Source organism: Sorangium sp. So ce327 (genome assembly GCF_051530205.1).
Taxonomy (GTDB): domain Bacteria; phylum Myxococcota_A; class Polyangia; order Polyangiales; family Polyangiaceae; genus Sorangium; species Sorangium cellulosum_B.
The window spans coordinates 3,164,929-3,187,454 of sequence record NZ_CP150330.1 but is presented as its reverse complement, the minus strand read 5'-3'; the positions used below and the strand labels follow the sequence as shown (position 1 = coordinate 3,187,454).

Genomic DNA, 22,526 nt, shown 5'->3' with positions numbered 1-22,526 from the left:
TTAGCGCAGGGGCAGCGCCCCGGGGAGCAACAAATCTGTCGCGAATCCGGTCAGCGGCGGCGCGAGCACGACGACCTCGTACGAGGCGAACGACGCCGGGCGCGGAGATGGGAGCGGCCTGCATTGTTGCAGGTCCCGCCGCGCGGATGAGCAACATTTCCCGCTGTAGCGCCCGCGCCCTACCTCAGGCTCGAGCCCTGGCCTTGCCGATCCGCTGCCGCGCGGGCGGTGACGCCTGCGCGGGGGCCGCGGCCCAGCGGCCGCGGGTCCGGCGGCAGGGATAAGCCGGGCGGTATGCGCCTTCGCTGCGGCCGGGCGAGCGGGGAGCTGCTGCGCCGCCGCCGTGCTCGACCGCTTACCGTCGATCTGCGTCGGGTACACGGCCGGCGGGAAGTCGAACGAGAGGGCGTTGCAGGTCAGCACGTCGACCGGCGCGCGCAGGGACGACCGGCCGGCCACGACGCCGACGTTCGCGCGCGCGACGCTCGCGGTGGCCGTCGAGCTCTCGCCGCCGATCACACGACGAAACGGTGGCTGGTATGCCGCTATGGCTGCGAGCACCGTGTCAATCCCGCCGATGACGAGGTGCGTCTGGTTCTTTCGCCAGAGCTCCGCCTGATCGCGGAAATGTGGGCTCTCGGCGTCCCAGACATTGCCTCCGGGAATGGCGTTCCACGCCTTCGGCCCCGCCGGGTCGAGCTCCACGACGAGCCGTTGCGACGGGCCGTGGACATACCGGAAATCCGGTAACTCGTCGAGCGCCCACGAGAGGCGGTAATCCGAGGAGTCCACCGCGAACTCGTCGCCGCCGCGCGGAAAGCCGCCGCTCCAGAGGGGATCGCTCGGCGGAGGGATGCTGAGGCTGCTGGAGAGGGGGACGAGCGCGTCGAAGGTGACCGTGTGAAGGCGCCCCAGCGGGGCGCCGCAGCCCCGGAGCCGCCCTGTCGATCGAGCCAGGCGAGGGCGTCGAGCAGGGCGCGCAGCACGCGCTCGTCCCTGGACTCGACCGCTGGCGTGCCCATGTCGTCCCACAGCGCGCTGTCCTGCACGGCCGGATCAAAGGTGGCGAGCTGCTCCCGATCGGCGGAGAACAGGTGGAGCAGCGCCTTCGCCGACAGCTCCCGGGAGAACGACGAGAAGCCCATCTGGCCGAGCTCGTCGCCCAGCACCCGGCGCACCACCCGGACGAGCCAGAGGTTGAAGACCAAGGTCGCCTCCGAGGCGCGGGCGTCGATCGCGCCGGGGCCATCGCCCTCGTCCGCGAGCGGCATGGCGGTATCGAGATCGATGCCGGCGGCCGCCTTGTAGTCCGCCTCCTTGCCCCAGCCGTCGAGGAGCGCCCGCAGGGCGGCGAGGCGCTGCGGGACGTATGTGGCGTCCGCGACGATCACGGTCAGATCGGGGTGAGTACCGGGCGTCGCGCGCTCCTCGTCGGCGCGGTCCATGGCGCCGAGGAGGTGAGGCACGAGCCTCGCGCCGAGCGCCGACTTGATGTCGCCCTGGATCGCCGCGCAATCCTCCGGCGACAGAGGTCCCTCGTGGGCATCGATCCGCTCCTGGATGCGGCCCTCGCGAAACCCGATGTCGAAGCTGCAACCCAGGTACATGGGGGTGCCGTCGGGGAGCGCGCCGTTCGATGGATCGTTGTCCAGGGAGTCCCCGATGGGGTCGTTGTTCGCCGTGGCGATGTATCCCGCCGGCGGGTTCTTCGCCCGGGGGATGAGGTGCTCGGGGAGCGTCCCGGTCCACTCCGCGGTCCCGTCGCCAGGGAGCACCATGCAGGGGAGGACGCCCGTATAGGTGGCCGCGTCCCAGGCGAACGCCTCGCGAGACCGCGTCGGGATCGCCGCGTGCGTCGTCCAGAGGATGTCGCCCGCGGCGTCGCCCATCACCCAGTTCTGCGCGCCGACGCTGAATTTCGAGAGCGACTCCTGCGCATCATCGACCGAGCGAGCGCGCAGCAGGCCGAAGATGGCCTCCAGCTCCTTCGTCGGCGTGAGCCCCGTCCAGCGGACGCTGAGCGCCCCCACGGCGGGGTCCGGCTCCACCACCGCGTGGTCGACGATGGTCGGGTCCGGGCGGCGTCGAAGAACTGCTGCATGGTGATGTCCAGCTCGGCGTCGAACGACAGGAGGTAGCTCTGGAAGCGGCTGATCACGAGCGAGGCGTCCACGAGGTTCTCGGCATAGATATGGGGCCTACCGTCCCTGTCCTGGACGACATCGACGGCAGAGAGCAGGCCGTCGACGGTGAGCCGCCCGTCGACGGGCAGATCCGGCCGATCGCCGAGCGGACCGAACGTCGCGGAGGAGGGCGGGCTGCCGTCGGGCGCGCCCGCGTCGGGATCGCTGGGCGCGCCAAGCTGTCTAAATCTTACCTTGGTCCCCCGGGTCGCCGAGGAAGCCAGCGACTGCGGTCGCGCTGCGGCTGATTCATGAGCGCGACCAGATCGACCATGGCTCCGTGGAGCTCGCGGAGCTTCTCTGTTTTGTAATCTGTGTATTTTGCACAAAGTTTCTTGACGCCTCACGGGGGACGATTATATGTACAATACACATATCCAAAACGCCGTCGAACAAACCGTGGCTCCTTACCAAGCGACCGGCCCCTTCGCTCGTGAAGGATCCGGATGCCCGGAGGTCTTATGCCTGCTTCACTGCGTTCGCGTTCCGTCGCCCGAGTCTCGCTGTCCGCCCTCACCCTCGCCCTCGCCCTGCCAGCCGCCGCCGCGTTCACCGGCTGCTCCGGGGGCGACGAGCCCACGGAGCCCCAGGCTACCGGGAGTAGCCCCACGTTCCACAAGGACGTCGAGCCCATCCTGCAGAAGAGCTGCATGGGCTGCCACTCCGCGGGCAATATCGCGCCCTTCAGCCTTACCGCGTACGACGACGCCAGGGCTGTCGCGGCGCTCATGGTCCAGACGACCAAGGCGGGCACGATGCCGCCCTTCGCCGTACGTGACACGGACGAGTGCTCGACCCGTCACGCGTGGAAGGGCGACATCCGCCTCTCCGACGCGGAGATCAGCACGCTGGAGGCCTGGAGCAAGGCCGGCACCCCCAAGGGTGATCCGAAGGACGCGCCCGCCTCGTTCGTGCCGAAGAGCCCCGGCCTGCCAGGCATGACCCTCGAGGTTCATCCGAACGAGCCCTACGTCACCTCCGGTGAGCAGGACGAGTTCCGCTGCTTCATCATCGATCCCGGGCTCACCGAGGACCAGTACCTCAATGGTCTACAGATGGTGCCCGGCAACCACAAGGTCGTTCACCATGGGATAATCTCCATCGATCCGGAGGGGAAGTCCGCGAGCCTGGCCGGCCCCGACGGGAGCTTTCCGTGTGGCGCCGGCGAGGTCCCGAATGGCGTGGAGATTGGATCGCTCCAGATGCTCACAGCCTGGGCTCCCGGCGCCGACCCGGTCGATCTGCCCGAGGGGGTGGGTCAGCTGATCCCGAAGGGGTCGCTCATCATGATGCAGATCCACTACCACCCCGCCGGCACGACGGCCGACCCGGACCTGACGCGCGTCCAGCTCAGGCTCACCAAAGAGAAGCCGAAGTACGGCTTCCTGTACCACCTGATCGGCAACTTCGATGATCCGGTCGGTCAGTTTGGCTTCGGGCTGCTACCGGGTCCGGGCGACAAGAACGGCGTCGAGTTCCTGATCCCCGCGGACAGCAAGAACCACGTGGAGACGGAGCAGTTCACGGTCCCGGCCCCGGGCTCGCCCGGATCGCAAGAGATGCCGTTCCCGCCGGGCACGCGCATCTATGGCGACTTTCTGCACATGCACTACCTGGGCTTCGACGAGAAGGTGACGGTCACGCGGGCGAACGGCTCACCCGAGCAACCCAAGGAGGAGTGCCTGGCGCACGCGCCGAAGTGGGAGTTCGGCTGGCAGCGTTCGTACTCGTACGACGCGCCCATCGAGACGCTCCCGACGCTCGAGCCGGGCGATGTGCTCCAGATCCGGTGCACGTACAATAACTCGACGGAGAACCCGTACGTGGTCAAGGCGCTCAAGGAGGCGAAGATGATCTCGACGATCGACGTGGCCTACGGCGAGGGGAGTACGTTCGACGAGATGTGCGTCGCCGGGCTCTCGCTCGTGTACCCGATGCCCTGACGGGAGCGGACGCGGAAGGAGTACAAGGCATGGCATGAGGCCGCGGATCGGGTGACGCTCTGCCGCCAGAAGATCCATGCCGGGTTGTGACGGGCGAAGGCGCGCCAGAACGCCTCCGCCTCATTCGGTGGTGCAGTCGGGCGCCGAGCTCGGGTCGGCCACCCACGCCGCGAGGCGCGCGGTCCCGGCGTCGCCCCACGCCTCGTGCGCGAGCTGATTGAGCCGGCACCACTCATGACGCGTCTGCTGGATGGCGAGCGACTTCGCCGCGAGGTGCTGCTCGACGCGATCGGTCAAGGAGGTCTTGTCCTTGCTGAGCTCGTCGTGGGTCATCGCCACCGGGGGCGGACAGTAGTCGCCTGGCTCGTAGTCGACCGTGCCCGAGACGAGGCCATGGGCGGTCGTCCGCCGCTGGCGGAAGGTCACGATCGCGTACTCCGGGTACGGCGCATCGTCGTCGCGAGTCACCGCCGCCCCCCTCGGCTGTCGGCCCTGCACGACGATGAAGCCCGTCGACGGCACCGTGGAGTACGGCGCGAGCGCGGGGAACGCCGTGAGCGACTGGTCCACGAGGACGTCGCCGCCGAGCTCGACCCAGTTCGTGTGTGCGTAGAAGTCCTGCATCGCGTGAAGCGAACGGGAGAACGCCAGCAATGCCAGCGCATCGCCACTCAGCTGCGCGATGCCCGGGCCCAGCGCCGCCACCGCCTCGGCTTGCTTCTCGGCGATGAAGGCGGCTCCTCCGCTGAAGTTGCAGTCATCGAAGTGCGCAGCATTGCTGAAGTGGAGCTCGGCGTCCGTCGACACATTGCCGATCTTCAGCGCGCTGATCACCGCAGGCTTCAGGAACGACAGCGCGGTGCTGGTGATCTCTTCGTGGTTCGGCTCACCCGGCGCCGTTGAAAACGCGTCGCGGCTCTCCTGGAGCGCCTCTTCCGTCCCAGGCTCGCCGGCGCAGCCGAGCGTCAGCGAGAACCCCATGACTCCAACGATGAACGCAGCGTGCTGATGTATGTCTTGCAGCATGCCTTGTATAACTGCAAAGCGCGGTCCAGGCGTGCGGGCTGAGCGTTCATTGAGAGACACGCGGAAGGAGCTTGCGTGAACGCGCTCGCGCCCGATGAGCGCACCTCATCGCCTGCCATTCCCTTCCACGCGCGAACCGCACGCGTGCCTCACTGCGGCATTCCGCCACACGCCTCCCCTTCTCCCTTACCGCAGCGTCGAGCCCGGGTTGACCAGGAGCAACATCGGGCGGAGCCGCGGCCCCGCCTGTCGCCACGTCACGCGCCGAGCGTGGACGGGTCGTAGCGCGTCACCCAGGTCTTGATTTGCAGCTCGCAGAAGATCAGGCGAGGCGCAATGAAGCCTGCCTGGGCCAGGAGCGCGAAGACCTCGGCGTCCGAGGCCGGCATCTTCAACGACGCCATGGCCTTCCGTCGTTGCTCCGCCGCCTCGGGTGGCCGCCCCTCCGCGAGGGCCCGCCGGTCCTCGACGGCGCTCAGCAGCGGATCGTCTCCCGTCCGACAGCCGATCACGAAGGGCGCCCCCGGCTTCAGACGCCCGGCGACCTCCCGCAGGAGCTCGAGGCGCGCCTCATCGCCCGGGACGTGGTGCAGGACGCCGATCATCTGGGCGCCGTCGAACAAGGGCCCGCGCGCGAGATCGCGCAGCTCGCAGGCATGCAGGCTCGTCCGCTCGAGGAGGCCTTCCGCCGCGAGCTTCTCGCTCGCGACGGCGACCATCTCCGGCGAGGGGTCGACGCCCGTGAAACGAACGCCGGCCCCCGCGTAGCGCGCGAGCGGCTTCACCTCGCTCCCGGTCCCGACGCCGACGATCAGCAGCGACGCGGCCTCCTCGTCGGGGAGCGCAGCGGCGATCACCTCGGCGATGACCTGCTGCATGACGCCATAACCCGGCCAGAAGCGGCGCACCTGGTCGTCGTAGCTCAAGGCTCGCTCGCGCCCGAAGCTCACTGCGTGTTTCCCGTGCTCGTCCGTCTTCATCACGCCTTCTCCTCGGCGGACGGTCGCCCGGACCGCCCTCAGAAGGGGAGTATCACCCCTCGTGCAGCCTCGACATGGCGGGGGTTTCGATCCGATTGGCAGGGCTTTCTGTCGCACCCCCCGCGGCCTTGAGCCCACCCGTGCCGGCGCGAAGGTTCTCGCCCTGGCCAGGCGGGGCCCTCTGAGCGATCATGCCCTCGTGGAAGCCCTGCTCCTCTCCGCGCTGGGTGTCGCGCTGACGCTCTGCCTCGGCGGGGTCGGGCTTCGATGGGCGCTGGGGCGCGCCGAGCGAGAGCGCCTGCGCCGGGCGCGGGTCGAATCGATCGCGCAGCTGCGGCCAGCCCGCTTTGCCGCCGCGAGGGGCCGAGCGGTGCCCGTCGGCGAGCCGCTCGTTTCGCCCTTCAGGGGGCGCCCGTGCGTCGCGTTCCGGGTCGTGCGCTGGCGGCAGGAGCGCAAGGGCGGCTTCGGCCCCAACGGCATGGGCTTCGTCTGGGTCGTCGACGACGACGCCGAGTGGGCCCCCGACTTCGCCCTCGACGACGGCACGGGCCAGGCGCTCGTCCGCCCGAGCGGCCACGTGCGCTTCGACCTCGCGGACGCCGAACCGCCCCCGGACGCCGCCGACCACGTCGACACCTTTCGCAAGCGCTACGGCCACGAGCGCGCGTCGTTCTTCGCCGGCTTTCACGGCGCGGTTCGCTATCGGGAGACGGTCGTCGAGGTGGGGCAGCCCGTGCTCGTCGCGGGCACCGCCGCCGTGTCGAGCGGGCTCGACGCGAACGACGAGCGGGACGGCCATCGCGCGTCGCCGCGGCCGATCGAGCTTCGGCCCGGCGACGAGCCGCTCTACATCGGCGACGGCCGACGACCGGACGCGTGATCCCCTGTGCCGGGAGGCAAGCGCGGCGGCGTGCGCAGGCGACGCCCCTCTCGCCGCGATGCTGCATGGCGACGCCATGGCGAACCTGCGGACGTGAGGCACGAGGTCCGGTAGGATGAAAGCGATGCATCTTCGCCGAGGCCTTCCCACGCTGCACGCCGCAGTCACCGCGCTTGTCTTCTCCGTCCCCTCCGCGAGCGCCGTCGCGGCCCCGCTCACGGAGGGGAACCTGCTCGTATCGCAGGACAACATGATCCTCGAGTGCACCACGGCAGGTGACGTGGTTCAAACGTTCGCGGTGCCCTACGGCGGCGGCGGCGCACGGCCGGGAACCGAGTGGGTCCGCGATCTCGTGGTGGACGCGACCGGGCTGGTCCACACCTATGATGGGACGTTCGATCCGTTCCTGAGCATCCTCGACCCCGTGGGCGCGACCTGGTCCGCATTGACCGACCCGGAGTGGAGCACGGCCAACAATGTCTCCTACGGCGGAATCGCCACCTTCCGCGGCTACACCTTCGTCACCAACATGGCGACGGCGGGGGATCCCGCAACAGGGGTCGTCCGGTTCGAGCTGGCCACCGGGACCGCAACCACGTTCGCGACCGGGAGCGCACCCATCGATCTGACGCTCGGGCTGGACGGCCTGCTGTACGTCCTCGCGGGGGAGCGCAGGGTCGAGGTCTATGCGCCGTCCACGCTCATGCGCGTGCGGACCTTCGACCTGGCCTTCCCCTGCCGCGGGATCGCCGTCAACGCCACCGGAGACGTCTTCGGCGCCTCCTGGGACGGGAGCATTTATCATTTCGATCCGGAGGGGGCGCTGGTGGCCAGCATCATCGCGGACCTCGGGAGCCTCTCGGATCTCGATCTCAACGATGACGGGAAGATCGTCGTGGGCAGCCGATTCAGCGGTGTCATTCAGACCGACGAGACGCTGAGCAGCGTGACCACGTTCTCCTTGGGGCGCTCGCAGACGTTCGTGACGTTTGTCAAAAGCAGCGACGGAGGCGCGGGCGGCGACGGCGGCGCGGGCGGCGACGGCGGCGCGGGCGGCGACGGCGACGGCGGCGCGGGCGGCGACGGCGGCGGCGACGGCGGCGCGGGCGGCGACGGCGGCGGCGGCGGCGACGGCGGCGCGGGCGGCGACGGCGGCGCGGGCGGCGACGGCGGCGGCGGCGGCGACGGCGGCGCGGGCGGCGACGGCGGCGCCGGAGGACTGGATGGCGCTGGTGGTGAGGGCATGGGCGGCTCCGCCGGCCAGGGATCAGGCGGTGAGACGAGCGCATCCAGCGACGGTGCCGGTGCCGGCGGCGCTGGCACGCCCGAGGAGGACGGTGGGTGCGAATGCTCGATGCCGGGTGGCCAGGCACCTGGGCGCCCAGGTCTACTCCTCATGACGGCCGCGGGCGGACTCGCCTTCAGGCGACGCAAGCGCGCTTGATCGGCGTCCCGAGCGCGGGCGCGCTCGGCGTTGTTGAGGCGGCCGGGCGCGAGCGGCGCCGAGACGCCGGCGGCGGCCCCGATCGCGGATCAGGCGACGGAGGACGCCGGCCGGCGGTCGGGCGCATTCGCGGGTGTGGCGCCGAAGCGCGTCGCCACCAGGTAGTCGCACCAGCGCTCCACGCTGGTGTGGAACGGCGGCATCACCAGACCGACCGCGCGGGCGTGGGCGTCGGCCGCGCTCGTGTCATACGCATCCTCGGCGAGGAACGACAGGCTCTCTCGCGTCACCCCGGTGAGCGCCTCCGGCAGCAGGCGCACCAGGCCGAGGGGCAGCATCCACGCCGGGGGGCTGCGCCTCAGGTGGGCGGCGATGCCGCGGACCAGCGCGGGCAGCCGCGGAGTCGCCTGGTCGAGGACGCACAGGTCCTGTTCCGCGGTCTCCGGGCGCTCGGGCACGCTCGCGAGGAAGCGCGCCAGGTAGTCGACCGTCACCAGCGGCAGGAAGGTGCGCTCGCTGCCGACAAGGGCCGGCAGGCGGCCCCGCCAGAGCTGCTCGACCATCTCGCCGACGCCCGTGAGCTGCGTGGTCTCGCCGGTGCGCGAGTCGCCGATGACGCTGCTCGGATGCACGGCCGTCCAGCGCAGCCCGCGCTCGGCCGCGAAGCGGCGTACGGCGAGGAACGACTCGTGCTTCGACCCCTCGTACGCGCCGTGCTGGCGGTAGAGCCGGTCCCGCGCTCGCTCGGTCAGCACGCTCTCCGCGCCCGGCCGGGCGCTCGCGTGCATCATGCGGTAGCCGCCGAGATAGACGAAGCGCCGCAGGTGGGGCCGCCCGAGCGCCCACTCGGCCGCATGCAGCGAGCCCTCGACATTGCAGCGCCGCGCCTCCTGCACGCCGAGCCCGAAGGCGAAGCGCGCCGCCAGGTGATAGACGTCGCGCACCTGCTCGAAGCGCTCCGACAGACCGAGCGACGCCGCCTCGACATCGCCCTCGACCACCAGGAGCCGCCGCGAATCGCCGCCGTGCGCGTCGACGAACGCGGAAAGCTCGGCGGCCCGCTGCCGCGCCCGGCGCACCGGCGCCGCCACGGCCTTCGTCCGGGTCAGCTCGGCCAGCAGCCAGCGCCCGATGAACCCCGTACCCCCCGTCACCATGACCTCGACATCGCACGCTCTCATAGGCGCCCAGCATGCGCCGCTGGACCCATGAGGAAAATGGGATGTATCTCATGCCAGGCATGAGCGAGATCGATGTCCGGAGCATCAACCTGAACCTCCTCCCCGCCCTCGAGGCGCTGCTCGTCGAGGGCAGCGTCAGCGCCGCGGCGCGCCGCGCCCACGTCAGCCAGTCGGCGATGAGCCACTCCCTCGCGCGGCTGCGCGAGCTCTTCGGCGATCCCCTCCTCGTCCCGCTAGGCCGCGGTCTCACCCCCACGCCGCGCGCGCTCCAGCTCCGCGCGGCCCTGCCCGCCGCCTTCGAGCAGCTCCGCCGCGCCCTCGCTTCCCCCGAGCCCTTCGATCCGCGCACCTCGGCGCGCACCTTCCGCGTCGCCACCGTCGACTACTTCGAGCTCACGACGCTGCCCGACGTGCTCGACCACCTGGGCGAACACGCCCCCTTCGTCCGCCTGGAGATCGAGCGCTTCTCCCCTGACGTCACCCCCGCGCTGGTCCTCGGCGACATCGATCTGGCCCTGTTCGGCGCCTCGCAGCCGGTGCCGGCCGCCGGCCTCCGCCGCGCCCCGCTCTACCAGGATCCCTTCGCCGTCATGGCCCGTAAAGGCCACCCGGCGATCAAGCGCCGCCTCGATCTCGACACCTATGTCGCCCTCGGCCACGTCCTCGTCAGCGTCGAGGGCCACCGCGACGGCGCCGTCGACCGCGCCCTGGCCCGCCTCGGCAAGACCAGGCGCGTGGCCCTGCGCCTGCCTCACTTCATGTCCGCGCCCCTCGCCGTGCGCAGCTCCGACCTCCTCTGCACGATCCCGAGCAGCGTCGCCCACCGCGCCCGCGAGCTCTTCGGGCTTCGGGTGTTCGCGCCCCCCTTCGAGCTGCCCGCCGCCCAGGTCGTCGCCGTGTGGTCGCAGCGCCACGACGACGACCCGGCGCAGCGCTGGTTCCGCGACCTCTTCTTCTCGGGCCGCGCCCTCTCGCCGCGCCTGCGGGCCCTGGTCCGGAGGGGCGCGGCTTGATCCGGGGATGTGCCGGCCTCCGTCTGCTTGAATGCGCCGAGCTCCGCGTGAAGGACCTCGACCCCGAGCGCCGCGAGATCCTCGGCGACTACGCGATACGGCAGGCCTCTTCGAAATCGAGGCGGGGGTTGCGCGGGTAGAGCTTCGCCGGGTCGCCGTGGCCCAGGTTGATGAGGAGGATCGATCTCCACGGCACGTCGGCGAAGAACGCGGCGTCGACCTTCTCCCGGTCGAAGCCGCCCATCGGCCCGCAGTCGAGCCCGAGCGCGCGGGCCGCGAGGATCAGGTAGCCGGCCTGGAGCGAGGCGTTCTGGAGGAGAAAGAAGTCGCGCTGCTCCGGCGGCATCCCGGCGAGGGCCTCGCCCATCGTCGGGCGCGCCGGGAAGAGCTTCGGCATCTTCTCGTGAAAGCGCGTGTCGTAGGCGATGATCGCGGTGACGGGCGCGCTCATGGTCTTCTCGACGTTGCCCTCCGCGAGGCAGGGGCGCAGGCGCTCCTTGGCCTCAGGGCTCTTCACGAAGACGAGCCGCGCCGGCACGCTGTTGGCCGCGGTCGGGCCGAGGCGCAGGGCCTCGTAGAGGCGGTGCAGGGTCGCGTCGTCGATGGACTCGGCGAGCCAGCCATTGTGCGTGCGGGCTTCGAGGAGGACTTGCTGGAGGAGTTGGTCGCTCATGATGCTCTCTCGGTGGTACGTGGGTGAGGTGGGGCGAAACGTGCCGTGAGATCCCGCCTCAGGTCGCGAGCGCGTGCTCGCCGACGCCGGCTGATCCAGTTAGCCGATGGTGCGTGCCTTGTCGTTCATGAGCGAACATTCTGAGGCCTGGACACGCCTGCAACAATGCATCAACAATTGGAAGCACCTGCCAGGATTTGATCCAGATGGACGAACCCCTCGAGACCTCCGAGCTCCTCGCCTTCTCGAAGACCGTGGAGGCCGGATCCCTGTCCCGCGCCGCCGCCGAGCTCGGCGTCCCTCGCGCCACCATCAGCCGCCGCCTCGCGCGGCTGGAGGAGCGGCTCGGCGTGCGCTTGCTCCGCCGGACGACGCGCAGCCTCGCCCCCACCGACGCGGGCGAGGCGCTCTACCGCCACGCCCGCGTCGTGCTCGACGCCGTCCACCACGCCGAGGCGAGCGTGCGCAAGGCCGACGGCGCCGTGCGCGGCGAGCTGCGCGTCTCGGTGCCGCCGATGGTGGACACGAGCTTCAGCGCGATGCTCTGCGATTTTGCGCGGCGCTACCCCGATGTCCGCCTGCACGTCCACAGCACGACCCAGCACGTCGACCTCCAGCGCGGCGGCTACGACGTCGCGCTCCGCGCGAGCAGCGCGCTCGAGCCCGGCCTCGTCGCCCGGACGCTGGCGCGCATGCCGCTCCTCGCGGTCGCCTCGCCCGCGTACCTCGAGGCCCGCGGCACGCCGCGCACGCGCCGTGATCTGCGGAGCCACCGCTGCATGATGGGCTTCGCCCGGGGGGAGCTGCCGCAGACGCACTGGCCGTCCTCCGGCGGCAAGTTCCAGGTCGAGGGCGCGCTCTTCACGAACGACCTCCTCCTGCTCTGCGACGCCGCGCTCCAGGGCCTCGGCATCGCGCTCTTGCCGGAGCAGGTCGTGCGCCCTCACCTCGAGAGCGGCGCCCTCGTGCACGTGCTGCCAGGCGCGATCCAGGCGGACTCGCACATCGCGGTGGTCTACGTGGAGCGGGAGTTCATGCCGCCGCAGCTCCGCGCCTTCATCGACGCGGTGATGGCGTGGGGAGGGGAGAACCTCCTCCCGCGGGCGGACGCGCCGAAGCCGAAGCGGGCGGCGAAGGGCGGCCCGCGCCCGCGCTCGAGATCGCCCGGCGGCGCCCGGCGCGCCTCCGGATAGCCTCGCCCCGCAGGCTGTGGAGGGAACGCGGTCCTTCGATATAGCCCCTCCGGACGCGGCCATTGGGATGGGCGCTCGGGTGGCTCCTCCTCGCTGTCATCGCGCGGCGAGCGCGGCGAAGAGCGCGCGAACGTCGCCGCCGGAGCCGTCGAGCAGCTCGCGGACGAGCGCCGCAGCCTTTCCCCAGCCTGCGCGCGCGGGGGCGCCCGCCCCGGTGAACGCTGGCCGGAGCTGCGCCGTCACCCACGCGCGCGTCGCCCACAACCGCGCCGCCGGAGGGAGGTTTTCTTCGGGAACGCGAGGCCGGACAGGCGGCTCCTCGCCGAGCGCCGCGAGCACCTCCCGCGCCTTCGCCACGTCCCGCACCGTGATGGCGTCCACGAGTCGAGCGACGGAGGGCGGCGGGGCTCCCCGTGCGGCGAGCTCATTCCGGAGGCTCGCGGCCTCTCGGTCGTACAGATCGAGCAGAAGGTGGGCATCGGAGTCCTCCGGCGCAGGGCATGGATCGAACGCGTCCAGGGTCTGCCTCAGCCATGCGACGAACCTCTTCCCTGCAGCGCCGAGCTCGCCCTCGTGCCGCTCGAGCTCGCGGCCGAGGAAGCGGGCCCTGTCGAACGAGCGCCGCGCCTCGAGCACGGGATCGAGGCCGCCGAGCGGGCCGAATGCGCCCTCGAGCTCCGCGGCGCGCTGCTCCACGGCGCGGAAGAAGAGCGCCAGCGCCGTGTAGACGTGCATGACCGTGAGGCACCGGTGCACGCGCCAGTCATGCAACCCGTCCGGCTCGATCCGGTGCCAGGCGGGGCGGATGATCGGAGAGCTGTCGACTCGGTAGCCTGGCCGCAGCATCGAGTGCGTCTGCTCGATGTCCATAAACTTCAGGTGCAAGGACTCGTGAAGAAGGTATTCGGCAACCGACCAGGCCGTCTTCAGGGTTCGCGGAGAAAGACAGATGACCCCGAAGATGCCAGGAGCCGTCATCGAGGAGAAACCGGCCGACCAAGGCACGGAGGACTGCAGCGCATCGGCCACCACGACCCAGTGGGTATGCGCGAGCGCGCTGCGCGCGAGCCGCGGCAGGAGCGCTTCGAGGAGCCTCACGCCGTCCCGCAGGGCGAGCTGCTCCCGCTCGGTAGGCTCCTTGGGCACGACGTCCGTACGTGCGCTCTCCCAGAGCGCGGTGAAGCTCCGAGTCATGCTCGTGTCCTCGAGCTTCCCGCCGTGAATCCAGCCATGGTGATGCGCCTCGCCGAGCCGCCTGGCGCCGCGGTCGGCAGCGCCGAACGGCGTGTCGCCCCGCTGCACGGCGAGGAACGGGAGGGCGTCGCGGAACACCGCATCGAGATCGTCTGCGCGAGGATGTTCGATATCGAGCTTGTAGTGAGCGAGCGCGCCGTGGACGGCGCCGCGGACCGCCGCGTCGCCGAGCACGCGGTACCGGCGCTCCAGGCTCGCGCCGCGGACGGCGTCGAGCAGCGCCCCGGCCGACGGAACCTGCTCCTTCAACATCTCGATCCGGCGCTCGAGATGGCGCCACGTGCACCGATGGATATAGTCGCAATCACCGAAGGGGCGGCTCTCGGCCAGCGTTCCCTCGATGTCCTCCAGCGACACTGGGTTGTCCTTCTGCATGGGCAATCTCCTGAGTGCGATGTGCCGTTCGACCAGCAGGGTCGTTCCAGCTCCCAGCGCCGCCAGGCCCGGGAGAGCCTGGCGGCGCCGGGATACCGCGTTTCACCGGGGTTTGAAGCCGTAGACGCTAAGATAGCATCTGGAGCATCTCGGCGGCCGCGCCCCGCCGGCCACGACGTCGAGATCGTCGAGCTCGAGCTGGAGCTCCACGACGTCCTCTTCAGCTTCCATCACAGCCTCTTCGGCCGCTCCAATCGACTTGTCCATCATGGTTGTTCCCTTTCTGCCGGGTCACCTCGACCCGGCGGCGGCGCCCCTAGCGAGCCGTGTGCCAGCGATCGAAGCTCGCGCCGCGCGCCGCAGATCCCCGTATTCGCAGGGTCCAGCAGGCCGGCTTACACCCGCGGGCGCTCTGGCCGACCGAGCGCGGCGTCATCCGTGAACGTGAGCAACCCGTTGCGCAATTGAGCAACTCATGAGCTCAGCGCCCTCCACGACTGGCGCTCTCCAGCGCGCGCACGCCGGCACATGCGTTGCAGCCGCGGCCACGATGCTCTGGCCCTACAGGAAACAGCAGCTCCTCATCGCCGGCGCTGCCCTCTCGGTCCCGCTCGCCGGCGCGCTCGCCCTGGCCGGCCTGCGCGCGCCGGACGTCGCAGCCCTCCAGCCGCATCTCGGCGCCTTCCGCGCAGCGGCCCTGCCGGCCACCCCGGCCAGCACCGTATCTCCCCGGGATACCAGCGAGAGGCCGCGGCTCGCTCATCGCGGCTTCGTCGGCGTCCTCCTCTCGCATCGATCGGTCAACCTCGCCGCGCGCAACGACGGACGCCTCCGCGCCGTGCACGTGCGCCTCGGCGATCGGGTCGCCGCCGGGGATCTCCTCGCGACCCTCGATCTCCGGACCCTCCGCTCCGACACCGCCGTCGCCGCAGCGGCCCTCCGGGGCGCGGAGGCAGACGCGGAGATCCGCGCCCCCTTCGCCGGCCGGGTCGTGGCCCGCTACGCCGAGCCGGGCGAGAGCGTCAACACCACGATGCCCATCCTGCGGCTCATCAGCGACGACGGGCTGCTCGTCCGCTTCGCCGTCCCGGAGGAGCACCGGGGCGAGGTGGACGAGGGCGCCAGCGTCCGCGTCCGCGCCGGCGGCCTCGAGCTCCGCGGCACCGTCGAGACGATGGCTCCGGAGATCGACGCCGTGTCGCGGGCCCTCGTGGTCGAGGCGCGCATCGAGCCCGGCGACGCGCCGCGCGAGCTGCTCGTGGCCGGCGAGATGACGCGCGTCTGGCCAGCCGAGGACGCGCCGTGAGCCGCGCCGCCAGGATCTTCCGCCCCGAGGCGCTCGAGTTCATCGCGGCCGGCAGGAGCGCCGAGGGCGAGGTGCTCGCCCTCGCCTCCCCCTGGACCGGCTGGGCGTACTGGCTCGTGCTGCTCGCCTTCGCCGCCGCGCTCCTGCTCTGCGCCGCCGCCCAGGTCCACCAGATCGCGAGCGGGCCCGCCGTCGTCCAGATCGCCGGCCGGAGCGATGTGACCGCCGCCGTGGCCGGCTCGGTGAGCGCGATCGAGGTCCGCGCCGGACAGCGCGTCGAGGCAGGACAGCCGCTCGTCCGCCTCGAGGCCGCGCGCGAGTCGGCCGAGCTCGACCGTCTCCAGCGCGAGCTCGACCTCCAGCTCGTCAAGCTGCTCCGCGACCCGGCCGACCAGGCCGCCCGGCAGGCGTTCGCGTCGCTGCGCCCGGAGCGAGAGCTCGCCGCCGTGAAGCTCGAGGAGAAGACGATCCGCGCGCCGCACGCGGGGCGCGCCGGCGATCTCCGCATCCGCAGCGGACAGCGCCTCGAGGCGGGGGAGGTGGTGCTCACGCTGCTCGGGGACGACGCGCGCGGCTCGGTCGTGGCCATGCTGCCGGGCCAGTACCGCCCGCAGCTCCGCCCGGGGATGCCGCTCCGCTTCGAGGTGACCGGGTACAGCTACGCCTACCTCGATCTCGAGATTGCGTCCGTGGGCACCGAGCTCATCGGCCCGGGCGAGGTGCGCCGGTCGCTGCGCCAGCCCATCGCCGATACGGTGAAGACCGACGGCCCCGTCGTGCTCGTCGAGGCGTGCCTCCCCTCCGGCAGCTTCCGTGTGGACCGGCGGTCGCTCGACTTCTATCCAGGGATGAGCGGCGTCGCCGAGGCGAAGGTGCGCTCCGAGAGCCTCCTCGTCGCGCTGATCCCCGGGCTCCGCCTGCTCGACGGAGGCGGCCGATGAGCACTGCCGGCGACGCCGGCGGGCTCGTGGCCCGGCTGCCGGCCTTCAAGCGGCTCCGGATGACCGCGCGACCCAGGCGGATCCCGTTCGTGCAGCAGCTGACCGACACCGAGTGCGGTGTGGCCTGCCTCGCGATGGTGCTCGCCTATCTCGGAAAGAGCGTGGCCCGCGACGATGTGCGAGGGGTCCTCGCGGCCGGGCGCGACGGCACGACCGCGCGGAAGATGATCCTGGCCGCGCAGCACTTCGGGCTCCGCGCCCGCGCGGTGAAGCTGAAGCTCGAGGCGCTCGCGCACCTCGCCCCGGGGGCGATCCTGCACTGGGGCTTCAACCACTTCGTCGTGTTCGAGCGGGTCGGCGGGCGCGGCGTGGACATCGTGGATCCCGCGGTGGGCGGCCGCCGGGTGCCGCTCGAGGAGGTGAGCCGCCTCTTCACCGGCGTCGCGCTCGTCTTCGAGCCTTCGGAGCGGTTCGAGCCGGGCGCCGCGGCGAAGGGCCGCCGCCCGGTCCACCAGGTGCTCCTCGCCTCCGGCAGCTGGGCGCGCATCTTCACCACCTCCTTTTTCCTCCAGCTGCTCGCGCTCGCCTTTCCCCTGCTCACCGGCGCCGTCGTCGACCGCGTCGTGCCCCGGGCCGATCGCCACCTGCTGCTCGTCGTATCCGCTGGGCTGGCCTCGATCGTTTGCTTTCATTTCCTCGCGTCGATGGTCCGCTCGCACCTGCTCCTGAAGCTCCGCGCGGTCTTCGACGCGAGGATGACCGCGAGCTTCCTCGACCACCTCATCTCGCTCCCCTACGCCTTCTTTCAGCGAAGATCCGCGGGCGATCTCATGATGCGGTTGAACAGCAACACGACCATCCGCGAGATCCTCACCGCCGGCGTCCTCTCGGCGCTGCTCGATGGAGCGATGGTCCTCCTGTACCTGGTCCTCTTGCTCCTGGTGAGCGCCACGCTGGGCGCCGTCGTGATCGCGCTCGGCGCGCTCCAGATCGCGGCCGTGCTGCTGGTGCGCCCGAAGCAGAAGGAGATCAACGCCACCTTGCTCACGAAGCAGGCGCGCCTCCAGGGCTATCAGATCGAGATGCTCGCGGGGATGGAGACGCTCAAGGGCATGGGATGCGAGCAGCGGGCCGAGGTCCACTGGTCGGACCTCTTCGTCGAGGTCCTCAACACCTCTTTGCGGAGCGGCCGGCTCAGCGCCCTGTCCGAGTCGGTGAGCGCCACGGTGAGCATGGGCGCGCCGCTCATCGTCCTTTTGATCGGCGCCAGCCAGGTCCTGAGCGGCGCGCTCTCGCTCGGATCGATGCTGGCCCTCAACACCTTCGCCGTCGGCCTGCTCAACCCGCTGTCGAGCCTCGTCGCCACCGCCGCACAACTCCAGCTCCTGGATGGCTACGCTGAGCGCATCGACGAGGTGATCCGGGCGCCGGTCGAGCAGGAGCCGACCGCCGCGCGCGCGCCACACCAGCTCCGCGGCGCCATCGAGCTCGATCGGGTGTCGTTCCGCTACGGGCCGCTCGAGCCGCTCGTCGTCGACGACGTCTCGGTGCGCGTGGCCCCCGGCCAGCTCGTCGCCATCGTGGGGCGCTCCGGGTCGGGCAAATCGACGCTGGCGAGCCTCCTCCTGGGCCTCTACGTGCCCTCCTCGGGCCGGGTCCTCTACGACGGCGCCAACCTGCGCGAGCTCGAGCTGCGCTCGGTCCGGCGGCAGCTCGGCATCGTCTCCCAGCGCCCTTATCTGTTCGGCACCTCGATCAGGGACAACATCGCCTTCTCCGATCCGGACCTGCCCTTCGAGGCGGTCCAGCGCGCGGCGGAGCGGGCGCAGATCCACGACGAGATCGCGGAGATGCCGATGGGTTACGAGACGCTCCTGCTCGACGGGGGCGGGTCGCTCTCCGGCGGCCAGCGGCAGCGCGTCGCGCTCGCGCGCGCGCTCGTCCGCGAGCCGGCCATCCTGCTGCTCGACGAGGCCACGAGCGCGCTCGACGCAATCACCGAGCGCAAGGTGCAAGAGCAGCTCGCGAGCCTCCGCTGCACGCGCATCGTCATCGCCCATCGGCTGAGCACGATCCGGGACGCGGACGTCATCCTGGTCATGGACCAGGGCAGGCTCGTCGAGCGGGGGACACACGCCGAGCTGCTCGCGCAGCAGGGCCTGTATGCGGAGCTCATCGCGGGCCAGCTCGCCGCGCACGAAGAGGTGATCTGAGCCGCCCGGCCTCCCCAGGGCTCTTTGAGCAGCTGGCGCCCTCGTGCTCCGCCGCAGACTGCGCCATGCGCATCGCGGAGGGCGCCCCGAAGTGCGCCGTCTCCGCCTCCGGAAAGGTCTCCTGCTGGTGGGGCAGAGCCCTGCTGAACGAACGCCTGGCCGCCGCCGGCCCGGTCGAGGGGGCATCGACGATGTCGTCGCTGCGTCTGGCTCGTCCTTATTCGCTCGGTTCGCGTTGGAACACGCGGAGGACCTGGCCCGGGCGGGTGCGGAATTCGGTCGGCCGCTCCAAGCCTGGATACGCGGCACAAAATGTCAGGCGGTGGTCCTGCAGGGAGTAGATCGCGAGCAAGGTTTTTCCGGCGTCCTCCCCGATCGTGTCGGTCCAATCGACGGTCTTCGGATTCTGCGAGGGGTCGATCTTGTAGGTACCTCTAATCGGGACGCTCCCGTCAGCCAGGGTCACGATGAACTCGGTGTCGGTGAACGTCGTGGTGGGTTCCCAACCCTGCTCATCGAGCGGCTCCTTCACGCCGTCTCGCTCGTACGCGATTTGCTTCCAGACGCCCCGAAATCTTCGGAGCTCCTCGATGATGGACGCCTTCGGATCGAGACTCATCGAGCACACTCTTTCGTTCGTGTCCACGCAACGTCAAGCCGTTCTGCGAGCAGGGACGCAGCGCACCTCTCTGCTGGGGGTTTTCGGTTTGGAACTGCGCGAGGCGCTCGCCCCGGTCCACCCTCCACCCTTCCCGGCTCCGGCGCGGCGTCCGTGGGTCGGTGGCCTTGCCGTCGGGCTCAGCGCAGCAGCGGAGGCTCAGGAAGTAATAGTAGAGCCCTCGTCGTGCGTGTCGATCTTCGGGCGGCGCTGGTTGCGAGGTGGATACCGTTGCACTTCGTTGCATCGCGGGAGTACCCGGAGGGGAACGGCTTGAGCTCGGGGCCCTCGCAGGCCAGCGTCCACTCCGACTCGGTGCAGATGCGCTCGCCCACGGCGGCGCGCTTGAGTTTTCGGCGACCGCTCGCCATCCGCCGGTTTCTCTGGCGAGGTCTCCGACACGCGGAATCAGCGCAGGCGCAGCTGCACCCCCAGCATCCCCGTGACGCCGCCCTTCGGCAGCGCCGCCTCGGGCTTCGGGCGGACGCGGAGGTCGGTCTGATGGATCCGCACGAACGCCTCGGCGCTCCCGAAGAGGGCCACGCTGCCCTCGGCCGGCCATACGAGGTCGATCGCCGTGCGCGTCCCGAGGGTCCACGCGTGCCCTGTCTCTTCCGGCTTCTTCGGGTCGACCGGGGAGGCGATCACCCAGTCGGCGGCGGCCTCGATCCTCGCCCGGACGAGCGCGTCGAGCGGCACGATGGGCGCGGCGATGCCGCCGCCGCCCCCGAGCGCGAGCCACTGGACGGACAGCCCCGGGGCCGGCTCGCGCAGGGTCGTGGCATAGGACGCCGAGAGGGTCCCGAAGAACCCCGAGCGCCGGTCGAGCGCCGTGGCCATGACCCAGGCGCCGGCGCGGGCGGGGCCCGCGGCGCCGGCGGGGCCGCTATCGAGCCCGTTGCCGACGAGCCCGCCGGCGGCGAGGAACCAGCCCAGCGGGCGCGGCGGCGGCGCGGCGGCGACCGCCGGCTCGATGCCGGCCGCCGCCGCGCCGGTCGGCTCGGGCGGCGCCGGGGCGCCGGCGCGCTCCGACGCCAGGGCCGCGACCAGGAGCCCCGCGGTGCGGTAGCGGTCGGGCAGCGGATCCTCCTCGCGGAACTCGATCTCGCGCGACGACAGCGTGCCTTCCGGGGCGCCGACGGAGGCGACGTCGACCCGCAGGCGGCGGTAGTCCGGGCCGTCCAGCCAGACGACGGCGAGCGCCCGGACCGGGGTCCCGGCGCGCGTCGGGTCGCCGAGCGCGCACCCGCCGCCGCCGGCGGCGCGGGAGCACGCCTCGACGAGGAGCGCCGGGAGCTCGCCATGCACGGCAGGGCCCGACGCGATGTCGACGACGATCGGGGCCGGCACCAAAATCTACCCGGGACCGACGCTACCGAGCGGGAGGGGCGAAGGCAAGCCGGAGGCGGCCGCCGCCGGGGTGACCGACCCCACGTCGACGCGCAGGTCGAGGAAGACCCGGCGATCGTCGCGGGTTTGCTCGAGCGCATCCAGGCGGCGATCGAGGAGCTGAAGCGCGACCTCCAGACCAGGACCGGAACGGCGCTGTTCGACTTCATCGTGGAGGACAATCCGAGCTGGTGCGGCGGGCGCGCTCGCCGGTTGTCCCTGGTCACCGGATACGATAGGTTCAGCTCATGGCCACCGCCTCCCTCCGGCTGCGCTGAGCAGGACAGCGCGTCCAACCCCGCGCCCCGCGCGTTCCGCGCAGGCGCGGTGATCTGCCGCGCTGTCGACCCGTCCCTGAACCCTTGTCGGAGGTCGGGGGCGTGATGCGCGCGCAGACGCGGGGGAGCGCCATCGGGTAGCCCTCGCCGCCATCTGCTCCTGCTCAGCGCTCGACGACCTCCTCGGACGTGTTCGCCGGAGGTCGTGTCATGCCTGCATCGAAGCGCTCAACCCGCGCGTGCCGCAATTCCCCTGTTCACAAGGCGATCGTCATCGCCGTTCAGCTCCCGGAGGCCGCAGAGGCCGATACTCATCGATCGCTCGCCGAGCTCAAGCAGCTGCTGCTCGGCCTCGACATCACCGCCGTCGCGGAGGTCGTCCAGAAGAGGAGCGTGCGCTCGTCCCCCGCGTATCTCGGCGAGGGGAAGCTCCGCGAGCTCGCCGCCCTCACGGGCGGCACAGGCGAGGTACCGAGGGGACCGGACGCGCGCCGGGCCGACCGCGCGGCGTCCCAGCCGGCGGAGCGCCTCGTCGTCGTCGCCGACGACGAGCTCAGCCCCGGCCAGCTGCGGAACCTGCAGGCGGCGCTCGGCGTCGACGTGCTCGATCGGACCGCCGTCATCCTGCGCGTGTTCGAGTCGAGGGCCCGCACCCGCGAGGCGAGGCTCGAGATCGAGCTCGCCCGGATCGAGTACGAGCTCCCGCGGATCCGCGACGATCACACGCTCGGCGATCGCGAAGGCGGCGGCGGCCGCGCCTCCCGCGGCCACACGAACGTCGAGCTCGCCAAGCAGCGCGCCCGGGACCGGATGGCCGCGGCGCGCAGGGAGCTCGAGCAGCTCAAGGCGAGCGCCGAGCAGCGCCGCCTCGCCCGCGCAGACAGCTTCCGGGTGGCGCTCGTCGGCTACACCAACGCGGGCAAATCGTCGATCATGCGCCAGCTGACGGGCAGCGACGTCCTCGTCGAGGACAGGCCCTTCGCCACGCTCGGGACGACGGTGCGTCAGCTCTCGCCGCCGGCGACGCCGGCCGTGCTCGTCGCCGACACGGTGGGGTTCATCCACCGGCTGCCCCATGCGCTGGTCGCCTCGTTCCACTCCACGCTCTCCGAGGCGCGGGAAGCGTGGCTCCTGCTCCACGTGGTCGACGCCGCCGATCCAGCGTTCCGCTCGCAGATCCGCGTGACGGAGCAGGTCCTCGCGGACATCGGCGCCGCGGAGACGCCGGCGCTGCTCCTGCTCAACAAGGCGGACCGCCTGGGGCGCGAGGAGCGCGACGCGCTCGCCCGCGAGCACCCGGGCGCGCTCCTGATGAGCGCCCTCGATCACCGGGACGGCGACGCGCTCCGGGCGCGGATCGAGGCCTTCTTCGCGCAGCACCTCGTCGAGCAGACCGTCTCGATTCCCTACGATCGTCACGGCGTGCTCGCCGAGCTGCGCGATCGGCTCCAGGTGGTCCGGGAGGAGTACGGCGACGCGGTCTCCGTCACGGTCCGCGGCACCCCGGAGGCGCTGGGCAAGCTCGCGGCGCGGCTCTCCGGCGGATGACAGCGCGATCCTGCCAGTCCTGACGAGCGACCCTGGTGAGCTCGAAGC

The 22,526-nt window shown here is 71.2% G+C and carries 17 protein-coding genes and 1 pseudogene; 9 read left to right on the top strand and 9 right to left on the bottom strand.

Annotated elements, in window-relative coordinates:
- A pseudogene (locus WME95_RS12190) lies at positions 1-2,030 on the bottom strand (penicillin acylase family protein).
- 599 nt (positions 2,031-2,629) lie between these two features.
- Between WME95_RS12190 and WME95_RS12185 the strand changes: the two are divergent.
- On the top strand, positions 2,630-4,126 hold the full coding sequence (locus tag WME95_RS12185) for a hypothetical protein (protein ID WP_437908543.1): 1,497 nt from the start codon (positions 2,630-2,632) through the stop codon (positions 4,124-4,126).
- Positions 4,127-4,246: 120 nt separating this feature from the next.
- Here WME95_RS12185 and WME95_RS12180 read toward each other — a convergent pair whose 3' ends face one another.
- Positions 4,247-5,107 (bottom strand): hypothetical protein, encoded by an 861-nt coding sequence (locus WME95_RS12180; protein WP_437908542.1) that lies wholly within the window; start codon positions 5,105-5,107, stop codon positions 4,247-4,249.
- Positions 5,108-5,409: 302 nt separating this feature from the next.
- The gene (locus tag WME95_RS12175; RefSeq protein WP_437908541.1) at positions 5,410-6,132 is read right to left on the bottom strand and encodes an SAM-dependent methyltransferase; all 723 of its coding nucleotides are present in this window, start codon (positions 6,130-6,132) and stop codon (positions 5,410-5,412) included.
- Between the two features lie 199 nt (positions 6,133-6,331).
- Between WME95_RS12175 and WME95_RS12170 the strand changes: the two genes are divergently transcribed.
- Positions 6,332-7,012 (top strand): hypothetical protein, encoded by a 681-nt coding sequence (locus tag WME95_RS12170; RefSeq protein WP_437908540.1) that lies wholly within the window; start codon positions 6,332-6,334, stop codon positions 7,010-7,012.
- A gap of 124 nt (positions 7,013-7,136) precedes the next feature.
- Complete coding sequence (locus WME95_RS12165) at positions 7,137-8,456, top strand: hypothetical protein (protein ID WP_437908539.1); 1,320 nt, start codon at positions 7,137-7,139, stop codon at positions 8,454-8,456.
- An 89-nt stretch (positions 8,457-8,545) separates the two neighbouring features.
- Here the strand turns inward: WME95_RS12165 and WME95_RS12160 are convergent, their stop codons facing one another.
- Entirely contained in the window at positions 8,546-9,637 is a 1,092-nt protein-coding gene (locus WME95_RS12160; protein WP_437908538.1) for an SDR family oxidoreductase, read from the bottom strand.
- Positions 9,638-9,678: 41 nt separating this feature from the next.
- On the opposite strand from WME95_RS12160, the gene WME95_RS12155 reads away from it, so the two are divergent.
- The gene (locus WME95_RS12155) at positions 9,679-10,650 is read left to right on the top strand and encodes a LysR family transcriptional regulator (RefSeq protein ID WP_437908537.1); all 972 of its coding nucleotides are present in this window, start codon (positions 9,679-9,681) and stop codon (positions 10,648-10,650) included.
- 88 nt (positions 10,651-10,738) lie between these two features.
- Here WME95_RS12155 and WME95_RS12150 read toward each other — a convergent pair whose 3' ends face one another.
- A complete protein-coding gene (locus WME95_RS12150; protein ID WP_437551946.1) occupies positions 10,739-11,323 on the bottom strand; it encodes a malonic semialdehyde reductase in 585 nt (194 codons plus the stop codon).
- Between the two features lie 206 nt (positions 11,324-11,529).
- On the opposite strand from WME95_RS12150, the gene WME95_RS12145 reads away from it, so the two are divergent.
- Entirely contained in the window at positions 11,530-12,516 is a 987-nt protein-coding gene (locus tag WME95_RS12145; RefSeq protein WP_437908536.1) for a LysR family transcriptional regulator, read from the top strand.
- A gap of 96 nt (positions 12,517-12,612) precedes the next feature.
- Here WME95_RS12145 and WME95_RS12140 read toward each other — a convergent pair whose 3' ends face one another.
- Positions 12,613-14,145, bottom strand: a complete 1,533-nt coding sequence (locus WME95_RS12140) for a hypothetical protein (RefSeq protein ID WP_437908535.1) — start codon at positions 14,143-14,145, stop codon at positions 12,613-12,615.
- Between the two features lie 102 nt (positions 14,146-14,247).
- Positions 14,248-14,415: a hypothetical protein gene (locus WME95_RS12135; protein WP_437908534.1), complete on the bottom strand. Its 168-nt coding sequence runs from the start codon at positions 14,413-14,415 to the stop codon at positions 14,248-14,250.
- Between the two features lie 205 nt (positions 14,416-14,620).
- Here WME95_RS12135 and WME95_RS12130 point away from each other — a divergent pair, with 205 nt between their 5' ends.
- The 3 genes from WME95_RS12130 to WME95_RS12120 are packed head-to-tail and all read left to right on the top strand — an operon-like array spanning position 14,621 to position 18,605.
- Positions 14,621-15,451, top strand: coding sequence for an HlyD family efflux transporter periplasmic adaptor subunit (locus WME95_RS12130; RefSeq protein ID WP_437908533.1), 831 nt, complete (start codon positions 14,621-14,623; stop codon positions 15,449-15,451).
- Entirely contained in the window at positions 15,448-16,392 is a 945-nt protein-coding gene (locus WME95_RS12125; protein ID WP_437908532.1) for an efflux RND transporter periplasmic adaptor subunit, read from the top strand. The genes WME95_RS12130 and WME95_RS12125 overlap by 4 nt, the downstream gene beginning before the upstream one ends.
- Positions 16,389-18,605, top strand: coding sequence for a peptidase domain-containing ABC transporter (locus WME95_RS12120; RefSeq protein ID WP_437908531.1), 2,217 nt, complete (start codon positions 16,389-16,391; stop codon positions 18,603-18,605). The genes WME95_RS12125 and WME95_RS12120 overlap by 4 nt, the downstream gene beginning before the upstream one ends.
- 217 nt (positions 18,606-18,822) lie before the next feature.
- Here the strand turns inward: WME95_RS12120 and WME95_RS12115 are convergent, their stop codons facing one another.
- Positions 18,823-19,224, bottom strand: coding sequence for a TIGR03067 domain-containing protein (locus WME95_RS12115; protein ID WP_437908530.1), 402 nt, complete (start codon positions 19,222-19,224; stop codon positions 18,823-18,825).
- 447 nt (positions 19,225-19,671) lie between these two features.
- Positions 19,672-20,613: a hypothetical protein gene (locus WME95_RS12110; protein WP_437908529.1), complete on the bottom strand. Its 942-nt coding sequence runs from the start codon at positions 20,611-20,613 to the stop codon at positions 19,672-19,674.
- A gap of 527 nt (positions 20,614-21,140) precedes the next feature.
- Between WME95_RS12110 and hflX the strand changes: the two genes are divergently transcribed.
- Positions 21,141-22,478, top strand: coding sequence for a GTPase HflX (gene hflX, locus WME95_RS12105; protein WP_437908528.1), 1,338 nt, complete (start codon positions 21,141-21,143; stop codon positions 22,476-22,478).
- Positions 22,479-22,526 lie beyond the last annotated feature (48 nt).

What these genes read in the sequence shown, in the direction of transcription:
- WME95_RS12145 (WP_437908536.1), top strand. Translation starts at nt 11,530, where the DNA reads ATGGACGAACCCCTCGAGACCTCCGAGCTCCTCGCCTTCTCGAAGACC.
- WME95_RS12130 (WP_437908533.1), top strand. Translation starts at nt 14,621, where the DNA reads ATGAGCTCAGCGCCCTCCACGACTGGCGCTCTCCAGCGCGCGCACGCC.
- hflX (WP_437908528.1), top strand. Translation starts at nt 21,141, where the DNA reads ATGCCTGCATCGAAGCGCTCAACCCGCGCGTGCCGCAATTCCCCTGTT.
- WME95_RS12185 (WP_437908543.1), top strand. Translation starts at nt 2,630, where the DNA reads ATGCCCGGAGGTCTTATGCCTGCTTCACTGCGTTCGCGTTCCGTCGCC.
- WME95_RS12150 (WP_437551946.1), bottom strand. Translation starts at nt 11,323, where the DNA reads ATGAGCGACCAACTCCTCCAGCAAGTCCTCCTCGAAGCCCGCACGCAC.
- WME95_RS12135 (WP_437908534.1), bottom strand. Translation starts at nt 14,415, where the DNA reads ATGATGGACAAGTCGATTGGAGCGGCCGAAGAGGCTGTGATGGAAGCT.
- WME95_RS12115 (WP_437908530.1), bottom strand. Translation starts at nt 19,224, where the DNA reads ATGAGTCTCGATCCGAAGGCGTCCATCATCGAGGAGCTCCGAAGATTT.
- WME95_RS12165 (WP_437908539.1), top strand. Translation starts at nt 7,137, where the DNA reads ATGCATCTTCGCCGAGGCCTTCCCACGCTGCACGCCGCAGTCACCGCG.
- WME95_RS12120 (WP_437908531.1), top strand. Translation starts at nt 16,389, where the DNA reads ATGAGCACTGCCGGCGACGCCGGCGGGCTCGTGGCCCGGCTGCCGGCC.
- WME95_RS12160 (WP_437908538.1), bottom strand. Translation starts at nt 9,637, where the DNA reads ATGAGAGCGTGCGATGTCGAGGTCATGGTGACGGGGGGTACGGGGTTC.
- WME95_RS12180 (WP_437908542.1), bottom strand. Translation starts at nt 5,107, where the DNA reads ATGGGGTTCTCGCTGACGCTCGGCTGCGCCGGCGAGCCTGGGACGGAA.
- WME95_RS12155 (WP_437908537.1), top strand. Translation starts at nt 9,679, where the DNA reads ATGTATCTCATGCCAGGCATGAGCGAGATCGATGTCCGGAGCATCAAC.
- WME95_RS12175 (WP_437908541.1), bottom strand. Translation starts at nt 6,132, where the DNA reads ATGAAGACGGACGAGCACGGGAAACACGCAGTGAGCTTCGGGCGCGAG.
- WME95_RS12140 (WP_437908535.1), bottom strand. Translation starts at nt 14,145, where the DNA reads ATGCAGAAGGACAACCCAGTGTCGCTGGAGGACATCGAGGGAACGCTG.